Origin of the sequence: Stenotrophomonas maltophilia (assembly GCF_013464915.1) — a bacterium.
Classification (GTDB): Bacteria; Pseudomonadota; Gammaproteobacteria; order Xanthomonadales; family Xanthomonadaceae; genus Stenotrophomonas; species Stenotrophomonas maltophilia_AT.
In genome coordinates this window covers 15,376-32,608 of sequence record NZ_RAVT01000012.1, presented here as the reverse complement: position 1 = coordinate 32,608, position 17,233 = coordinate 15,376, and the positions used below count along the sequence as shown (strand labels likewise).

14 protein-coding genes and 1 riboswitch are annotated in these 17,233 nt (G+C 65.1%); of the genes, 5 read left to right on the top strand and 9 right to left on the bottom strand.

Features of this window, described 5'->3' with window-relative positions; translation table 11 throughout:
• Positions 1 to 108 precede the first annotated feature (108 nt).
• From D7T59_RS04200 to D7T59_RS04185, 4 genes are all read left to right on the top strand, one after another.
• Positions 109 to 684 carry an OmpO family porin gene (locus D7T59_RS04200; RefSeq protein ID WP_164137333.1) on the top strand — a complete coding sequence of 192 codons (576 nt, stop codon included), beginning with the start codon at positions 109 to 111 and terminating at the stop codon, positions 682 to 684.
• A gap of 162 nt (positions 685 to 846) precedes the next feature.
• On the top strand, positions 847 to 1,170 hold the full coding sequence (locus tag D7T59_RS04195; protein WP_180851068.1) for a hypothetical protein: 324 nt from the start codon (positions 847 to 849) through the stop codon (positions 1,168 to 1,170).
• 116 nt (positions 1,171 to 1,286) lie between these two features.
• Positions 1,287 to 2,261, top strand: a complete 975-nt coding sequence (locus tag D7T59_RS04190; protein ID WP_164137331.1) for a Dyp-type peroxidase — start codon at positions 1,287 to 1,289, stop codon at positions 2,259 to 2,261.
• Positions 2,262 to 2,346: 85 nt separating this feature from the next.
• A complete protein-coding gene (locus tag D7T59_RS04185; RefSeq protein ID WP_180851069.1) occupies positions 2,347 to 2,763 on the top strand; it encodes a hypothetical protein in 417 nt (138 codons plus the stop codon).
• Between the two features lie 102 nt (positions 2,764 to 2,865).
• Here the strand turns inward: D7T59_RS04185 and pnuC are convergent, their stop codons facing one another.
• From pnuC to D7T59_RS04145, 8 genes are all read right to left on the bottom strand, one after another.
• Positions 2,866 to 3,438: a nicotinamide riboside transporter PnuC gene (gene pnuC / locus D7T59_RS04180; RefSeq protein WP_180851070.1), complete on the bottom strand. Its 573-nt coding sequence runs from the start codon at positions 3,436 to 3,438 to the stop codon at positions 2,866 to 2,868.
• A gap of 8 nt (positions 3,439 to 3,446) precedes the next feature.
• Positions 3,447 to 5,636: a TonB-dependent siderophore receptor gene (locus D7T59_RS04175; RefSeq protein ID WP_180851071.1), complete on the bottom strand. Its 2,190-nt coding sequence runs from the start codon at positions 5,634 to 5,636 to the stop codon at positions 3,447 to 3,449.
• Positions 5,637 to 5,707: 71 nt separating this feature from the next.
• Positions 5,708 to 5,803, bottom strand: a riboswitch (TPP riboswitch).
• Between the two features lie 119 nt (positions 5,804 to 5,922).
• Positions 5,923 to 7,059, bottom strand: coding sequence for a phosphotransferase enzyme family protein (locus D7T59_RS04170; protein ID WP_180851072.1), 1,137 nt, complete (start codon positions 7,057 to 7,059; stop codon positions 5,923 to 5,925).
• 53 nt (positions 7,060 to 7,112) lie between these two features.
• A complete protein-coding gene (locus D7T59_RS04165) occupies positions 7,113 to 8,405 on the bottom strand; it encodes a hypothetical protein (protein WP_180851073.1) in 1,293 nt (430 codons plus the stop codon).
• Positions 8,406 to 8,605: 200 nt separating this feature from the next.
• The gene (locus D7T59_RS04160; RefSeq protein ID WP_180851074.1) at positions 8,606 to 9,013 is read right to left on the bottom strand and encodes a glycine zipper 2TM domain-containing protein; all 408 of its coding nucleotides are present in this window, start codon (positions 9,011 to 9,013) and stop codon (positions 8,606 to 8,608) included.
• Positions 9,014 to 9,259: 246 nt separating this feature from the next.
• Positions 9,260 to 11,251 (bottom strand): peptidoglycan-binding protein, encoded by a 1,992-nt coding sequence (locus D7T59_RS04155; RefSeq protein WP_180851075.1) that lies wholly within the window; start codon positions 11,249 to 11,251, stop codon positions 9,260 to 9,262.
• 111 nt (positions 11,252 to 11,362) lie between these two features.
• Positions 11,363 to 12,133, bottom strand: coding sequence for a hypothetical protein (locus D7T59_RS04150; RefSeq protein ID WP_180851076.1), 771 nt, complete (start codon positions 12,131 to 12,133; stop codon positions 11,363 to 11,365).
• 378 nt (positions 12,134 to 12,511) lie between these two features.
• Entirely contained in the window at positions 12,512 to 13,150 is a 639-nt protein-coding gene (locus D7T59_RS04145; protein WP_164137324.1) for a response regulator, read from the bottom strand.
• Positions 13,151 to 13,225: 75 nt separating this feature from the next.
• Here D7T59_RS04145 and D7T59_RS04140 point away from each other — a divergent pair, with 75 nt between their 5' ends.
• Positions 13,226 to 16,822 carry an ATP-binding protein gene (locus tag D7T59_RS04140; RefSeq protein WP_180851077.1) on the top strand — a complete coding sequence of 1,199 codons (3,597 nt, stop codon included), beginning with the start codon at positions 13,226 to 13,228 and terminating at the stop codon, positions 16,820 to 16,822.
• Here D7T59_RS04140 and D7T59_RS04135 read toward each other — a convergent pair.
• Positions 16,816 to 17,217, bottom strand: coding sequence for a c-type cytochrome (locus D7T59_RS04135; RefSeq protein ID WP_164139317.1), 402 nt, complete (start codon positions 17,215 to 17,217; stop codon positions 16,816 to 16,818). The genes D7T59_RS04140 and D7T59_RS04135 overlap by 7 nt on opposite strands.
• Positions 17,218 to 17,233: the final 16 nt, after the last annotated feature.

The following is a 17,233-nucleotide window of genomic DNA, read 5'->3' as shown; positions in this document are numbered from 1 at the left end:
GGGTCGATTAGACCCCCTAACGGATAATTCACACCTGTCGACCGCCTCCTCTCTCTCCCCCTCCCGGGAGGCGGTCGACGAAACCAAAATAATTAAAGGTGTGTCCCGATGAACAAGAATTCGCTGCTTGCCCTGGGTCTTCTGGCTGCCCTGCCGTTCGCTGCATCGGCAACCGACGGCCTGTCGTACAACTACGTTGAAGGCGGCTACGTGAACACCGATGCCAAGGGCGGCGACGCCGACGGCTGGAAGGTGAAGGGTTCCGTGGCGGTGCACCCGAACTTCCACATCTTCGGCGACTACAGCGCGCAGGAGACCGACAAGTTCAAGAACGACGTCGACCAGTGGCGCATCGGCGCCGGCTACAACTACGGCATCGCACCGAATACCGACCTGGTGGCTCGCGTTGCGTACCAGAAGTACGACATGAAGCATGGCCTGGACTTCAACGGCTACTCCACCGAGGTTGGCGTGCGCACCGCGTTCAATCCGTACGTGGAAGGCTACGTGATGGCCGGCTACGAGGACTACACCAAGAAGCACGGCATCAACCCGGACGGCGAGTTCTACGGCCGTGTCGGCGCCACGGCCAAGTTCAACCAGAACTGGGGCCTGAGTGGCGAAGTGAAGCTGGCCAAGGCCGGCGACCGCGAGTGGTTCGTGGGCCCGCGCTTCAGCTGGTAACAAACGCCTGTCGTTAGTGCGTGTTGTGCTGGCGTGTGACTCTCTCTCTCTCCCACACGCCAACCGAAGCCCGGCCTCGCGCCGGGCTTCACTTTTTCCGGGACCCCTGAGGCATCGGTAATGCGCGGGCATACTTTCAGCCCACCGGATAGCGGATTCCGCATGCAGACCTCCCTTTGCGCATACGTGCAGCAGGCCGATGGCAACACCGTGCAGGTGGTGCTTGTGGATACCACCGCGCAGCCGGCGCTGGGTGCGCTTGGTTTTCAGGGCATGCCGCCGATCCTGCATGCCTGTGTCGCCGACGATGCCGCCAAGGCCCGCATGTTCGTCGCATTGCGCGATCTGGGCGTGGCCTTCTCGGCAGGGCGCGAGTGGTGCCCGGCCGAGGTGTTCGCCTGGCTGCGCGAGCGCGGCCTGCTGGAAGGCGCGTACCTGCGCATCGCCTGGACTGGCCCGCAGCAGTTCCAGTTGACCCGGGCGTAGTGCGGCGCTGCTGGCAGCGGAACGAGAACCGCTCCGGCCGTGCGCGGGTGGTTCGGCTATGATCGCCCGCACATCGCCACGCGCGATGCGCCCGCCTCAAGCCAGCAGGAACCGCCGTGAACTCCCAGCCCGCACCGATCACCGCCCTCAACCACACGCTCGACAACGAGCCGCAGCAGATCACCGCGCCGCTCACTCATTCGGCGGCGTTCCTGGTGCTGAAGGTGAAGGATGACGAGGCGTCGATCGCCAAGGCACGCGAGGTGCTGGCCAGCACCGACGATCTGATCAAGAACACTGCCATCCGCGAGATCGAGCGCACCTTCACCTGCAACGTGGCCATCGGCCACCGCGTATGGCAATCGCTGGTCGGTACCACGCCGCCGCGCGAGCTCCAGCCGTTCCGCGAGATCAAGGGTGCGACCCACACCGCCGTGTCCACACCCGGTGACCTGCTGTACCACATCCGTGCACGCACCATGGACCTGATCGTGGCGTTCGAGCGCAACCTGCTGATGGCCTTTGGTGATGCGGTGGAAACGGTCGATGACGTGGCCGGCTTCCGCTACTTCGATGGCCGCGACCTGCTCGATTTCGTCGATGGCACCGCCAATCCGGAAGGGCTGTCGCTGCCGGAAGCCACGATCGTGGGCGATGAAGACCCGGAGCATGCCGGTGGCAGCTACGTGGTGGTGCAGAAGTACCTGCACAACCTCGATGCCTGGCGCGCGCAGAAGACCGAGGCGCAGGAAGCGATCATCGGCCGCACCAAGCACGACAACATCGAACTGGACGATGCACCGGCCGACGCGCAGAAATCGCACAAGACGCTGTGCACCATTGAAGACGCCGACGGCGAGCATGAGATCCTGCGCGACAACATGCCGTTCGCCAACCCGGGCCGTGGCGAGTACGGCACCTACTTCATTGGTTATACCCGCCGCCTGTGGGTGATCGAGAAGATGCTCGAGCGCATGTTCATCGGCAATCCTGCGCCCCTGCACGACCGCATCCTCGATTTCTCCACCGCCACCACCGGCGTGACCTTCTTCGCGCCCTCGCGCAAGGTGCTGGCCGACCTGGGCGAGTGATCGCGCCGGGCATGACCCTCCGCCATCTGCCTGTCATCTATGGCGCCGACCATGGCGCGCTGGGTGGGAGCGCAGGAGGCTGGCGATGGCCAGGGCAGGGAACAGAACCGGCGCACGCCGCTGGTGGAAGCGGCTGGCCGCGTTGTTCGGCGCGCTGGCACTGGGTAGCGTCAGCGTGTCCGCGCAGGAGGCCCCTGCGCACTGGATGGCCTATGCCGCTACGGTGGGGAGCCAGCTGCAGCAGCGCCTGCAGCAGGAGCAGGACCCGCAGGCGCAGCGCGTGCTGGAATGGCTGCAGGCACATCCGGATGCGCCGGCGCCGCTGCCGGTGAGCGTATGGATCGCGGCGGATGGCCGCATCTCGAAGCTGGAGTTCGACAGCCTGGGTGACGCCCAGGTCGACGCCGACCTGCGCGCGACGCTGCAGGCCGCGCCCTTGCAGGCGGCCCCGCCGGCCGACATGCGCCAGCCGCTGCGGTTGGGTTTGGCCCTGACCCCGTAGATCCACGCCACGCGTGGATATGCCTGGTAGATGCCGACCCTGGTCGGCAGGCGCGCGCCAACCAAGGTTGGCGACTACCGGCACGCAGCCCGGCCATCCGCATCAACGCACCGGCGCCACCTGCGGTTCACGCGCGGCCGCACTCCATGCGCGCAGGCCGAACACGGCCAGCCCCAGGAAGAACACATACAGCGCGGCAGTCACGTGCAGCGACTTGAACAGGTACGCGCCCACGTAGACCACGTCCACCGCGATCCACACCCACCAGCAGGCCACGTGGCGGCGCGCCTGCCACCACTGGCCGACCAGGCTCAGCGCAGTCAGCATCGCGTCCAGCCACGGCAGTGCCGCATCGGTGAAGGTGTGCATGGCCGCACCCAACGCCACGCCACCGCACAGGCCGATGGCCAGGTCGCGCAGCAGCTTGCCGCGCGCCAGCGGCACGATGCGGATGCTGCCCTCATCGGCGGCGTGCTGCCGCCAGTTGAGCCAGCCATAGACCAGGAAGCCACCGAAGGCGACCTGCAGCAGGGTGTCCGAGTACAGCTTGGCCTCGGCGAACACCAGCCCGTACAGCGTCACCGACAGCAGGCCCACCGGCCATGCCGACAGCCGGCGCTTGGCCATCAGCCAGACGCCGAGAATGCTGCACAGCGCGGCGGTCCACTCGAGCATCACGCCGCTCACAGCGCGAACGTCACCGACAGGCGGGCCTGTCGCGGCGCGCCGGGGAACAGGTAGTAGTCACCGCCGCTGCTGCCGGTATCACGCCAGTAGAAGCGGTTGAACACATTGTCCACCGACAGGTTCCAGGTCACCGCGCGTTCGTGCAGGCGATGCTGGAAACGCAGGCCCGCGTCGAACACCGAGTAGTCGGGCGCGCGCACGCCGCCATCGGCACGGGCCACGTTGGCACCGGCATAGCGCCAGCCGCCGGTCACATCCAGGCCCTGCACGAACGGCAGCGCATAGGCCACGTGCACGCTGGCCCGCAGCTTCGGCACGTTCACCAGCTGATGGCCTTCATAAGCCGGCGTGCCGGTGTCGCGCGCACGCGCCTGCAGCACGCTGGCACTGGCCACGATCTGCAGCGCATCGGTCAGCTGGCCGTTGGCGGTCAGTTCCAGGCCGGTATGCGTCTGCGTGCCTTCCTCGACGAAGGTGTAGCCCACGTCGCTGTTGTCCGGCTTGGCGTACTGGTACGGCTGCGAAATGCGGAACACGGCCGCACCCAGGGTCAGCGCCTCGACCGGCACGTACTTCACGCCCACTTCCAGCTGCCGCGACTGCACCGATGGCAGGAAGGTATCGGCGTTGCTGGTCCAGAACGGCGCTTCCTGGCCCAGCGAAATGCCGCGCACGTAGCTGGCATAGGCGTTGAGCTGGTCGGTGGCCTTCCACACCACGGCGGTCTGCGGCAGGAAGCGCGACAGGCGGCTGTGGCGCTGCGGGGTGCCACGCTTGTCGTAGGCGCGCTCGTCCAGGCGCACGAAGCGGCCGCCGGCCAGCCACTGCCAGTCGTCACCGAAGCTCATCCGGTCCAGCGCGAAGAACGCGGTCTGGCGGCTGTCCAGGCGCCGTGCGGACGGGCCCGGCATCTTCGGCGACGGCTCGAATACCGGCACCGGTGCGTCGTGGATGTTGCTGGTGCCGACGTACTCGTTGACGCTTGGGCGCTTGTCCACGGTGCGGCGGAAATAGTCGGCACCCACGGTCAGCTGGTGGCCGATGCTGCCGGTCTCGAAGCGGCCGCGCAGCTCGGCACGCGCCTGCTGGTTGCGGCGGGTATCGTCCGGGCTGCGGTAGTCGTAGATGTCGTAGTCACCGTTCGGCGCGAAGTAGTTGCCCGGCACGCTGCCATCGGCGCACTGCGCGGCGTAGTAGCAGCCGTAGGCGAAGGCGACGTTGTCATCGATCACCGACCGGCTGTGGCCCACCGACACGCGCGACTGCCAGGCCTCGTTGAAATCATAGGTGTGCAGGGCGGTGAAGTTGGTGCTGGCGATGTCCACCGGGCGCTGCCACGGCTGGTAGCCGAGCAGGAATTCGCGATCCACGCCATGCGGGAGCTCGCGCGCGCCCAGCAGCTGGTAACCCGATACCGAACGCTGCGAGCTGGTCTGGTAGTTGGCGTCCACTTCCAGCTTGCCGCGCTCGCCGATCAGCCAGTCGGCGGCCAGCGAGTAGAAATTGCGGCGGCCATCGGCGTGCTCGACATAGGAGTTGCTGGAATCCCACGCGGCATTCAGGCGCAGGCCGAAACGCGGGGTGATCCAGTGGCCGACATCGACGGCGACGTAGCGCGAACCTTCCGAATCGGTGCCGAGCGTGGCAGTGCGCACCTCGGCCGGACGCTTGCCGATGTAGTTGATGATGCCACCCGGCGCCATCACGCCTGCGGCCAGGCCGGCTTCGCCCTTGAGGATTTCCACCGACTGCACGTTCTCCAGCGCCAGGCGCTGTTCGCCGGCGATGGACAGGCCGTTGAAGCGGTAGCCGGTGGCGGCGTCCAGCGCGAAGCCGCGGATGGCGATGTTCTGGTAGTAGCCCACCGGCGCATACGCATCACCCAGCGAGGCATCGTTGCTGGCCAGCTCGGACAGCGAACGCACCTGGCGGCGGTCGAGGTAGTCACGCTCGAGCACGTTCACCGAGGTCGGCGTGTCCTTCCAGGAACCACCACCGAAGGCGTTCACGCGCGAGGTATCGGCCTTCGGTTTGCCGGCCTGCACGCGCACTGCTGCCAGTTCGGTCGGCGAGCGTTCGGCGCCGGTGGCAGCCGCATCGGGGGACGCCTCGGCCTCGCCGGCGTGCAGCGGCAGCGCGGCGCAGAGGGCGAGGGAGAGCAGGGTGGGGCGCAGGCAGCGGTTCATTCGGTTCGTCTTCGGACAACAAGGGAGACGAAGCGACGGCGCGCAGGTGCAACCGGCCCATGACGGGGGTGTGACTGCGGCTCAAAGCTCCCTACGCCGGTGCAAACCGGATCAGGTTCCAAGGGACTCTCTCAGCCTGGCAGATCCAGGCACCCCCGCTTCAGGTGACCATTTCACTACAAATGGTACGGATTTGCGAGCCGGTGCCCTTCAGGCAGCGGGGCGGTGCGGGGTCAGATCCCTTTCCGAGGKAAAGGGATCTGACCCCAACGGTGTACCAACCGGGTCACGCCGCCGCGTGCAGGGCCTGCAGCAGCGTCTGCCCCGGGGCGGTGCGGAACCATGCCGGGTGCCCCAGCATGAAGGGCTGCCAGGCCACGTCGGCATTCGCGGTCGAGCCGGTGATGCCTTCGAAGTACTCCACTTCGGACAGTGCGAAGTCGAAATGGACCATCGGCAGCAGGTCAGCCAGCAGGTGCACGCGTGCCGCCGACAGCGGCAGCACCTGGCGGTAGCCCTCGAGCAGCGCCAGCGCGATATCGATGCGCACCGCATCCACGCCGCGTTCGAGTTCCAGCCACGCCACTGCATTGCGCTCGATCGCGGTGGCGAGGTCGAACAACGCGCTGGTGGGCGAAGCCAGGCCGAAATCCAGCACGGTGCTGACCTGCCCGTCGCGCCATAGCAGGTTGGAGACATGCCAGTCGTTGTGCGCCCACAGCCGGGGCTCGTCGCGCAGGCGCTCGGCCAGCCCGGCGTGCCACGGCAGCACCTCGCGCTGCAGCTGCGCTTCCCATGGAAGGCGCGCGAGATAGCGTGCCAGCCCGGGGCGCTCGTGCAGCTCCGCCTTGATCGCTGCGATCGGATCGTCGGCACGGATCAGATCATCGCGCGCGACCAGCACATGGGTGCTGCGCTGGGGCGCGTGGTAGCTGGCGGCGGCACGGTGCAGCTGTGCGAGTGCGCGACCGGCTTCGCGGGCCTGCGCGACATCGGTCAGCAGCGACCACGACACGGCGTCGCGGTAGACGTCTTCGCCCACGCCGACGGCATGCAGCTCGAAGGTCCATTCGCCGTGTTCGACGGCAGTGCGGCCATCGGCCGCTGCCAGGACCTGCACCACCGGCACGCCCGCTGCGGCCAGATGTGAGATGAAGCGGTGCTCTTCTTCCAGGCAGACCGCGCTGCGCACGCTGTGGTGATGGCGCTTGACGAACACCGCACCGTCCACGCTGTCGACGATGGCCGCGGCCGACAGCGGTCGTGGGCTGTGCCAGCGTGGTTGGCTGTGCTCGCCCAGCTGCGGGTAACGCGCACTCAGCCACGCGATGTCCGCGGCACTGATGGGTGGCCAGTCGGCAGCGACTTCGTCGTTGTTGAGGCCCTGCACGAGGTGGGAGAAACAGTTCTCGGGTTCCTTCATTTTCGTCACGATGCTAAGTGGCGTCTTGACCTTATGGCGCGATCAATTGAATTCTAATCCTTGGGTGTGGTTGATGCTGATCGCATTGCCTCTGCTGCAATCTTCATTTTCTCATGAAGGCTCTTGGCGGATATATTGCTGTTATAGATAACTTCCTTGCCTCGGCCATAGTTAAGGGTTTGAATGTTCATAAAGCAAACGCACCCCGCGCTCAAGAATCTAAATGCGGAGACCCATGGTTCGGAGCGTGGGGGCTGAATGGAGGTGTCGCTGTGATTATGGTCGTCATCTTCATCGTCATACTTGAACCTGTAGACCTCTTTTTCGTTCCACTCGTATGTGTTGCTTTTGATGAATCTGATGCCTTCCTGTGTGGAGTGACCTTTGAACTCGGAAATAATCGAATTTTCCTTTTCTGTTTCTATTTTCTTTCCGTAAAGAAAGATCATTGGCGATGAATTTCCTGCAATCGTTGGAATGAAGGCGACTAAAGATTCGAATTCGAAGTGATATTCTGTATTTATGTCCTCGGCGTGAATAAATAAGGACTTATTGTCATTTGATTTATGTACTATTGCCTGGCCTGAGCAGTGCATGTTTATCAAGTCTGCGCCATACGAAATTCCATCGCCTTGCATGTAGGAAAGTATTGTAAATGCTTTATCAAGATCATCCGTATAGATTGATCCTGGTGCTCCTGTAGCGATTCCTGATGCGGATAGTGCATTGATCAGGCGCTGTACAATCTTTGATTTTGTGTCACTTTCATGGGGTCCATTGAATTCCAGATACTTTTGAAATTCAATTTCAAGATCTATTTTCCCCCTTCCTTTTAGGTATTCTTCTCCAAGTATTGGTCCAAAGTAATTATCAATGCTGTAGAGCAGCTTCGACATGATGGCTGAAATTTCATTCTCATTTAAGAAAACTGCCGAATGAGTTATGGAATTTCTCCATTTCTCGAGTTTCTCAAGCTGGGACTTGAACTTTTCGTCAATTACATGGCCGCAGATATCGCTTGCTCTAAGCATCGCCTCCTTGTGAGTAACGGTGTGAACACCTTTCCCTTCAAATAAGGTGGATATTTCTCCTGCGCGCCTCTGTTTATATGCGTTTCTGATTTTATCGTTTATTTCGGAGAATAATAGAATTTCATTCGTTTTGAGAAGTGTGCATTTGAATAAGATTTCCACGCCGTGCTGAAGTGAAAGAATTGCATCCTTTAGCACCGAGAATCTCTTGGGGTTATCGCTGCTGTGTGATGATTTTGAGGATTCGTATTCTTTTAGGTATGAGTACCCCTTTTTGATGGAATCAAGGCCGTTGTCGATAAGTGATATCTTCAACTAGATATTCCTCGTTGTTTGATATTGGGAAATCAACTGCGCGATTCGGTGGGGAGCTGCTGGGCACTTAGATCCTCTTGTTTTATCCTAGGGGCCAGTGCTTATTTCGAATTTACGAATTCATCTGTTATACCCAAAAAAAAGCCCCGCTAGAAGAGCGGGGCTTTTTGCGCATTGTCTGCGTCTGCGATCAGCTGTTCCTACCAGCCGCGATGGCGGCCGCGGTCGTTGTAGTAGCGGTTGTCGTAGTAGCGCTGGCGCTGCCAGCGACGGCCGTCGCCACGGTCGTAGTAGCCGCTGCGGTAATAGCCACGATCGTAGCGGCGGTCGTAGCGGTTGTCGTAGTAACGGTTGTCGTAATAGCGACGGTCGCGGCGGTCGGACGTGGTCAGGTTGCCGATCGCGCCGCCGGCCACGGCACCGCCGACAGTGGCAGCGGGATCACCGTTGGAGAGCAGGTTGCCGGCCACGCCACCGACCACGGCTCCGACCAGGGTGCGCTTGTCCTTCCTCGACATCGCGCTGGCATCGCTGACCACGGCAACACCGGCCACCAGTGCCAGGGCCATCGCCAGACCACGGAAGCTGAGTGTGGAAGTACTGAGCATGTTCGTTCTCCTGTGAGGTGCATGCCACGCTGGGCAGGGAGGGCGCGGGCGCCCCGGCTGCCGTGGAGACCACGCTGACGTTCCAACATTGCCGGAACATTGCCTGGTCCACCCTGCGGCTTGCGCATTCATCTAGCGGCAGGCGGCATGAAGCAAGGCTGAAAGCGGCCTCGGCTGCTCAGCTGGCAGAAAGGGAAAGGGCCGCGCATGGCGCGGCCCCTCCCTGGTCTGCAAGGCGCTGCGGGCTCAGACGCCCATGGCCTTCTGCGCCTGGCGGGTCTGTTCCTGCTGTGCGTCCTGCTGCTGGTGCAGCACGTTCGGCGCGCCCTGCACGGCACCGCTGCTGAGCGCGATGCTCTGCTCGCTGGCGGCGCGGGTCTCCACCGCGATACGGCTGGCCGCCGGGTCACCGATCGTGCCCTGCACGGCAAACAGGCGTTCACCGTTCGGGCTGGGCACCACCGAGTCGATGCGCTGCAGGCCGGCGGCGTGGGCTTCCCTGGTCAGGGCCGCTGCGGCGCTTTCCAGCGCGTGGCGATCCTTGAAGGTACCGGCCGGCAGCCGCTCCAGCCCTTCGGTGGCCTGGATGAACAGCGGATTGCGCGGGTGCCGCTCGTCGTTCAGCAGCGGGCGCTCGCGGGCCTCCCTGATCGCGTCCAGGGTCTTCGCGCCGACGATGCCGTCAGCGACCAGTCCGTTGTCCTTCTGCAGCTGGCGCACCGCCGCATCGGTGTTGCGGCCGAAGCGACCGTCTTCGACCAGCGGCTTGCCGTCGGCCCCGACGTAGCCCAGGTGGCCCAGCTGTTCCTGCACCGTGCGCACGCCGTCGCTGTGCACGCCCTGCTTGTACGGTCCGGCCTGCGGCGCGGCGGCAGCCTTGTGCTCGGCGGCCGGCTTGCCCTGGGTCTGCTCGTGCGACTGGCTGCGGTTTTCCAGCAGGTCGCGCGCCTTGGACAGCGGGTCGGTGGCGTACAGCTTCCAGTTCGGGTGGTCCTTCACCTGCTTGAGGTAATCCTCGATGGGCATGGTGTGCACGCCCTTGCTGCCGGTGGACTGGCTGATCAGCAGCTTGTCGGTGTTGGGGTCGCGCACCACCATCACGATGTGGTCGATGCCCTTCCAATGCTCGTGGCGGGTCTTGGCCGTATCCAGGCCGATGATCATGCCTTCCTTCAGCGCATCAGGCTTCAGGATCGCGTCGCGGTCAAGCAGCACGCCGGACTGGTCGAATGCCTTGCGCACGATGCCGCCGGAACCCAGGTTGCCCAGGTCGATGCGATCGGCCTTGCTGAAGACCGCATGCCCGGCCTTCTGGTTGATCTCGTCCATGGTCCGGTTCTGCAGCGTACCGACCCAACCGGAACAGTCGATGTAACCCTGCTCCACGTTCTTGCCGGTCTTGCCCGGCACATGCAGCGCATGGCCCGGGATGTTGATGGCGTACTTGACGTGGTCGTACTTCACGCCGGCCTCGTAGGCAGCCTGCAGTTCGATGCCCGGCTTCGGCGCGGCTGCGGCCGAAGCGGTCGCCGCCAGCGCGGCTGCACCGGCCGCTACGGCGGCGCTGGCCTGTGCCGGCGCTGCCGGGGTCTGGCTCTGGCCTGTGGCTACCGTCTGCGGGGCTATGTTCTTTTCCGGAATGCTGATCGCCGCGTACTTGTGGATGTAGTAGCTGGAGAAGGTGCGCGCCAGGTCGCCATCGTTCATGCCGCGCATCTCGGCCAGGGTGTGGCCGGTGAGCGCTTTGGCATCGGAGCCGATCTGGTTGAGCACGTTGCGGCGCATGTTGATCTCTTCACCATGGCCGTTGCGGACCACGCCGAAGGTGCCGGTGGCGATCGCGGTCTGCACCGAACCATAGCCGGCGCTGCCCTGCTGGTGGGCCAGGTACAGGTCCAGGCCGCTCGGCGTACTGCCGCCGGACAGGTAGGGGTGGCCGGTGCGTTCGTTGCGGCGTGCCATCGAGTCCAGGTTGTCCTGGTACATCTGTGCGGCCGCTTCGGTGTTGCGGGTCGGGTCGAACTCGTGGCCGGTCAGGTGGTACTGGCGCGCGGAGCCGGGCACGAACTGGAACAGGCCCTTGGCGCCGGACGAGGTGTTGTGGGCGCGCTCGTTGAAGGTGCCGCCGGTCTCGATGTGCGCGAAGCGCATGAAGTCATCGACCGGAATGCCCTTCTGCTTGGCGACCTGCTCGACGATGTCCAGGACTTCCTTTCTGCTGTAGTCATGCTGTGCCATGACGTTTTCCTCGGGGTTGATGGAGCGGCCGATGCCGCGAATCGCCAACCGGACTCATCCATGAGTCAAGAACATGTCGGTCAACAGGTAACCCGCGTGTGCGGGTGGCAATCAGGGCGCGACGTACTGCTGGGTCGCGCTGTCGAAGGTGTAGTGCACGGCGTCGCCGGCGGCCAGCGCGCGGGTCTTGCCCGGGGCGTCGATGGTGGTGCCCTTGAAGGTCACGGTCAGTCGCGGCAGGCCGTTGTCGTCGGCAGCGAACGCCAGTTCGCCGTCGCTGTCGGTGCAGGGCATCACGTTGCCTTCGTCGCAGGCCGCGCTGTTGTCCTGGCCGGTGCGCACCGAGCCGACATAGCGCCAGACCTTGCTGTCCACGTCGTCTTCGCTGCGCCTGGGGTTGAACAGCAGCAGCGCATAGCCGGTGCTGCTGATGCCACGGTCGAAGCTGCTGGTCGGCACCGCCAGCAGCAGGCGGCCGTCGGCGGTGCGATGTTCAAGCGGCTTGCGCCGGGTATCGACATCGTCAGCCTTGTCATAGGCGCCGAGTGCGCCGATGGTCCATTCCTGGCCACGGAACTTCCAGGGCTTGTTCGCGTCGCTGCCGGCCAGCACGAAGGTGGCCTCGGCGAGGTTGGCGCGATCATCCGGGCCAGCCGGCGACTGCTCGCCCGGCTTGCCGTAGTGCTCGCGGGTATCCCAGGAAAAACCCGTGTAATACGTGGTGCCGTCGAGGGTGAAGGTGTGGCCGAACCAGAAGGTCGCCACGCTGCCGTTCTGGACCTCGTAGGAGGTCGCGCCATCGCCGTCCACCTGGTAGGTGAAATACATCACGGTCGGCGCGTCGGGCGGGGTGACGGCGGTGTCGGGAGAGGTGTTCTGCATCGGGGCAACATCCTGTCGGGGCGCATCGGCAGCCTGCACGGGGGCACCAGGCTGGGAGGACGAGGGGGCCGGATCGGCGGCGCTGCAGGCCGCAGCGGAAAGAGAGACGAGCAGGCACGCCGCGAATGCGCGCAGGGGCCGCAACGGCAGGGTCCAACGTAGCTCGGGGGGGTGATGCATGCGCCTCTCCATGGTCAGCGTTGCCGGGCCAGACGGCCGGCAGGAAACCGCACCCCATCCACCAGGGACGGGAGCGAGGACATGAGCCGGTCGATTCCTTCGACCTCGCATTGAAAACCCATGCCCGGTCATCTTGGCACAGAACGGCGGCCGGTCAAAGAGGGCGGTGACAGATGCCTTTGCAGTGTGATCTGGCTCTCAGATCTTGCCGTCGCGCAGGTAGTCGAACAGTTCGGCGTCGCCCTTCAGGCCCAGCTTGAGCATGGCGTCGCCCTTCTGCCGGCTGATGGTGCTGACGCTCTTGTGCAGCTGCAGCGAGATCTCCTTCACCGTCATGCCGGTGCCGAGCAGCCGCAACACTTCCACCTCGCGTGGCGACAACGGCTTGCCGTCGCCCTCGCGCATGCGCCAGCTGCCCGCAGCCTCGACCCGCTCACGCAGGCTCCGGCTGATGTAGAGCTGGCCCCGATAGACCGCCTGGATGGCCTGCGGCAGTTCATCCATCGACGAACTCTTGTCGACCAGGCCGAGCACGCCGCTGTCGAGCACCATGCGCAGGATCGCCAGGTTGTTGGACACGCTGAGCATCAGCACCGGCAGGTCGGGGAAGCGGCGGCGGATCATGCCGATCATGGCGAAGCCGTCGGCCTGTGGGCTGCCCGGCATGGAGTAGTCGGTCACCAGCAGGTCGCAGGCTTGGCTGCCGAGCAGGGCCATCAGCGCCTGTGCGCTGTCGGCTTCACCGACCACGCGGCCGACCCCGCTCGACTCGATGACGGCGCGGGTACCGATACGGACCACCGGGTGGTCGTCTGCGATGATGATGCGCAAGCTCATGCTCTAGTATGGCCACCGGGCAGGCCGGACCGCGACCATCGCGGACCCTGGCAGGATTCTAGGAGATCGACGCAGATGCGTAGCTGGGCTGTTCGCGGGCTGGTCCTGCTGCTGGCCGCACTGGTGCTGCCGGTGGCCTCGGCGCAGGCCGTTCCAGGGCTGCTGCCGCTCAGCCCCCTGCAGCGCGAGTACCTCGCCGCCCATCCGAGCATCGTCGTGGGCCAGTATGACAGCGGCTGGCCCCCATTTGAGTCCCTGCGTGACGGCCAGCAGGTCGGGCTGGGCCCGGATTACCTGTCGCTTCTTGCCCGTCAGCTGGGTCTCAAGGTTGAAGCGCGACGCTACCCCGACTGGACGTCCGTGCTGGATGCGGCATGTCGTGGCGAAATCGATGTGGTGATGAACGTCGGTCTGAGCGCCGACCGCACCCGTTGCATGGTCTACACCGCCGCCTATGGCGAGTCTTCGCTGGCTCTGGTGGGCCGGCCGGGCGACCTGCGTACCTCCGACAACCCCGATCTGGGCGGCCTGCGGGTGGTGATCGAGCAGGACTTCCTTACCGGCCCCCAGGTGCGGGCGCGTTTTCCCCGCGCTCGACAGCTTGTCGCAAACAGCTCGCTTGAAGCGCTGCAGATGGTCAGAGACGACAAAGCTGACGTCTACATAGGCAACGCCTACGTTGCCACCGAACTGATCGCACGCGAGCGCCTGCAGGGTGTGGTGCTGCTGAGGCCCAGTGACCTGCCCCCCGAACGCCTGCACTTCGGCGTTCCCAACAGCAAGCAACCACTGGCCGAAGCGCTGGACCTGGCGCTGGCCGCGACCAGCCAGGCCCAGCGCGATGCACTGGCGCAACGCTGGCTGCCCCCACCGCAGTGGTCGGCGTCGGCACAGCTGGCGCTGAGCCAGGCCGAGAAGCGGGTCCTGGAGCAGCCGTTGAAGATCGGCTTCGCGCCGAACGCCGCCCCACTGTCGTTCGCCGGCGAGGATGGAAAACCCAGCGGCCTGGCCAGCGAGTACCTGGGGCGGCTGATGCAGGCTGGCGCCAACCTGCAGGCGCAGGACAGCCATGACTGGTACGAGGTGCGCGAGAAGGCACGTCGCGGTGAGCTGCAGGCGGTGATGGGCATTCCGGTCGATTCGCGCTACCTGGGCCCCGACTGGGTGTTCAGCCAGCCCTTCATCAGCGTGCCGAACGTGATCGTCAGCCGCCACGACAGCCCGGCTTTGCTTGGCCTGCCGGACCTGCAGGGCAAGCGTGTACTGCTGTCCGATCCCGAACGCGTGCGTGGCTACGTGCTGCAACAGGCGCCACAGGCCAGGATCATCGCCGCGCGCAGTGCCGAACAGGCCCTGCAACGCCTGATCAATGGCGAGGCCGACGCCTACGTGGGCAATCTGGCTTTGGTCGACTACCTGCTGCGCACGCGTTTCCCGGGGCGCCTGCAGGTTGCCGCGCCGGCGGGCTTCAATGACCAGCTGGCACTGGCCGTGGAGCGCCGGTATGCGGCCCTCGCCACGACCTTCGATCGTCTGCTGCTGCAGATGACGCCACGCGAGCGCGAAGCGCTGCGCGGCGACTGGCTGGCGGTGGAATACCGCAACGGCATCGACTGGCGAAGCATGCTGCGCTGGGGTGTACCGCTGCTGCTGGTGCTGCTGACCGCGCTGCTGGTGCATGGCATCGGCTACTGGCGCCTGCGCCGTGAGGTGGCCGGGCGACGCCAGCTTGAGCAGCGCCTGGCCGAGGTGACCGACAACCTGCCTGCCGTTGTTTACCAGGCCCGCCGCGAGGTCAATGGCAGGCTCAGCTTCCCGTTCATTGCCGGGGACCTGCAGGCGTTGTTCGGGATCACCCGGCAGCAGGCTGAGCAGGACGCCATGATGTTGCTGGAACGCGTCGAAGAGGACGATCGCGCGCGCATCCTGCAGGCGGTCGAACAGGCCGCGCACCAGTTTGCACCGCTCATGCTGGAATTCCGCCTGCGTGGCGAGGGAGCAGGCCCGCGCTGGGTGCGTACCCAGGCGCAACCTTATGCCGCCGAGGCTGGCGTGGTGACCTGGAGTGGATACTGGGTGGATGCCAGCGAGGCCCGTGCGCAGGCGGATGCCCTGACCGCAGCCAAGGCCGAGGCCGAGCAGGCGGCCGAGGCCAAATCCCGCTTCCTGGCCACCATGAGCCATGAGATCCGCACGCCGATGAGTGGCGTGCTGGGCATGCTGGAAGTGCTGGCGCATTCGCCGCTGGATGCCGAGCAGCAGCGCATTCTCGGGGTGATCGAGGATGCGGCGCAGATGCTGCGGCAGATCCTCGACGACATCCTCGACTACTCGCGGCTGGAGGCCGGCGCGCTGCGCCTGGAACCGGTGCCGCAGCCGCTGCGGCCATTGCTGGAAAGCGTGTGCCGGTTGTTGTCGGCGCAGGCCAGTGCACGTGGACTGGACCTGCAGGTGCAGATCGACCCGCAACTGGCGGCGGCGCACGAAGTGGATGGCGTGCGCCTGCGCCAGATCGTGTTCAACCTGCTCAGCAACGCCATCAAGTTCACCGTGCGCGGCGAAGTGCGGCTGCAGCTGGAGGTACTGGGGCCGACAGCCGAAGACGGCAGCCAACCGCTTCGCCTGAGCGTCACCGATACCGGCATGGGTATTGCGCCCGAACAGCTGCAGCACCTGTTCGCGCCGTTCACCCAGGCCGGTGCCTACATCCAGCGTGACCGCGGCGGCACCGGCCTCGGTCTGAGCATCTGCCATCGCCTCGTGCAGATGATGGAGGGCGAGCTGGAGCTGCACAGCACGCTGGGCGAGGGCACCTGTGCCCAGGTGCGGCTATCGCTGGTGGAAGCGGGCATTGCCGATGCTGAAGCGCTGGTTGCCGAACAGGAACAGGCCGCTCTGCTGCCGTCGGCGCTGCGACAGGCACGCGTGCTGGTGATCGAGGATCATCCGACCAACCAGGCGATGATGGCCTGGCGGCTGCAGCAGCTGGGCGTGCCGCATGTGCTGGTCGGTGATGGCCAGCAGGGCCTGGACCACCTGGCATCAAAGCACTTCGATCTGGTCATTACCGATTGCCGGATGCCGGTGCTGGATGGTTTCGCCTTCACCCGCCTTCTGCGTGAGCGCGAGGGACGTACCGGGCAACCCCGGCTGGCCGTGCTGGCGCTGACCGCCAGCGTGCTGGACGACGATGCGCGTCGTTGCCGTGAAGCCGGGATGGACGAGGTGCTGGCCAAGCCATTGTCATTGGCGACGTTGCGCACGGCACTGCTGCGCTGGTTGCCGCAGGCGCAGGGGCAGCGGTTCGAGGAGCCGGTGCTGGAGTCCGCCGCCGACGGTGCGATGCTGCCCGATCTGGCCACGCTGCGACAGCGTTTCGGTTCGCAGGCCGTGGCCGAGCAGTTGCGCGACAGCCTGCTGCAGGCCAGTGAAGGTGACCTGGCCGCTGTGCAGCGCGCGCTGGAGGCCGGCGACCGTGAAGCTGCCGCGCTGCACCTGCATCGCCAGGCGGGAGGATTGGGTGCGGTGGGGGCGACGTCACTGGCCGGGCAGGCCAATGCACTGGTCGAGCGACTGCAGGATGCGGCCGAGACCGATCCGGTGCCGTTGTTCGCCGCGGTGTCGGCATTCGTGGCGCGGCTGCAACAGCAGTTGCAGCGCCTGGCTCACTGAGCCGACTGCTGCTGCAGGTAGGCGATCACCAGGGCACGGCGTTCGGCGCTGGGGAAGGCGTTGTACATGCGTGTGCCCGGTACCACATGGGTGGGTGACTGCAGGAACGCATCCAGGGTCTGTGCGGACCAGGTGATGTCGGCGCGGCGCATGCCGTCGGAATAGCCGTAGTCGGGCAGGCTGCCGGCGCGGCGGCCGATCACGCCGTGCAGGTTCGGTCCGAAGCGGTGGATGCCGCCGGGCTGCACGGTGTGGCAGCCGGCACACAACTCGAACGCGCGCTGCATGGCCTGTTGGCGCGCCTGTTCCGGCGTGGCAGGTGCTGCAGGCGGGCGCTGGCAGGCCGTGGCGACCAGCGCCGCGGCAACAGCGATGAGCAGGAGTGAAGCACGCATGGGCGGGCAGGATAGC

Excerpts from the sequence above, each read along its gene's own strand:
- D7T59_RS04170 (WP_180851072.1), bottom strand. The coding sequence starts at position 7,059 with ATGAAGGAACCCGAGAACTGTTTCTCCCACCTCGTGCAGGGCCTCAAC.
- D7T59_RS04135 (WP_164139317.1), bottom strand. The coding sequence starts at position 17,217 with ATGCGTGCTTCACTCCTGCTCATCGCTGTTGCCGCGGCGCTGGTCGCC.
- D7T59_RS04150 (WP_180851076.1), bottom strand. The coding sequence starts at position 12,133 with ATGCAGAACACCTCTCCCGACACCGCCGTCACCCCGCCCGACGCGCCG.
- D7T59_RS04195 (WP_180851068.1), top strand. The coding sequence starts at position 847 with ATGCAGACCTCCCTTTGCGCATACGTGCAGCAGGCCGATGGCAACACC.
- D7T59_RS04175 (WP_180851071.1), bottom strand. The coding sequence starts at position 5,636 with ATGAACCGCTGCCTGCGCCCCACCCTGCTCTCCCTCGCCCTCTGCGCC.
- D7T59_RS04200 (WP_164137333.1), top strand. The coding sequence starts at position 109 with ATGAACAAGAATTCGCTGCTTGCCCTGGGTCTTCTGGCTGCCCTGCCG.
- D7T59_RS04145 (WP_164137324.1), bottom strand. The coding sequence starts at position 13,150 with ATGAGCTTGCGCATCATCATCGCAGACGACCACCCGGTGGTCCGTATC.
- pnuC (WP_180851070.1), bottom strand. The coding sequence starts at position 3,438 with ATGCTCGAGTGGACCGCCGCGCTGTGCAGCATTCTCGGCGTCTGGCTG.
- D7T59_RS04160 (WP_180851074.1), bottom strand. The coding sequence starts at position 9,013 with ATGCTCAGTACTTCCACACTCAGCTTCCGTGGTCTGGCGATGGCCCTG.
- D7T59_RS04155 (WP_180851075.1), bottom strand. The coding sequence starts at position 11,251 with ATGGCACAGCATGACTACAGCAGAAAGGAAGTCCTGGACATCGTCGAG.
- D7T59_RS04140 (WP_180851077.1), top strand. The coding sequence starts at position 13,226 with ATGCGTAGCTGGGCTGTTCGCGGGCTGGTCCTGCTGCTGGCCGCACTG.
- D7T59_RS04185 (WP_180851069.1), top strand. The coding sequence starts at position 2,347 with ATGGCCAGGGCAGGGAACAGAACCGGCGCACGCCGCTGGTGGAAGCGG.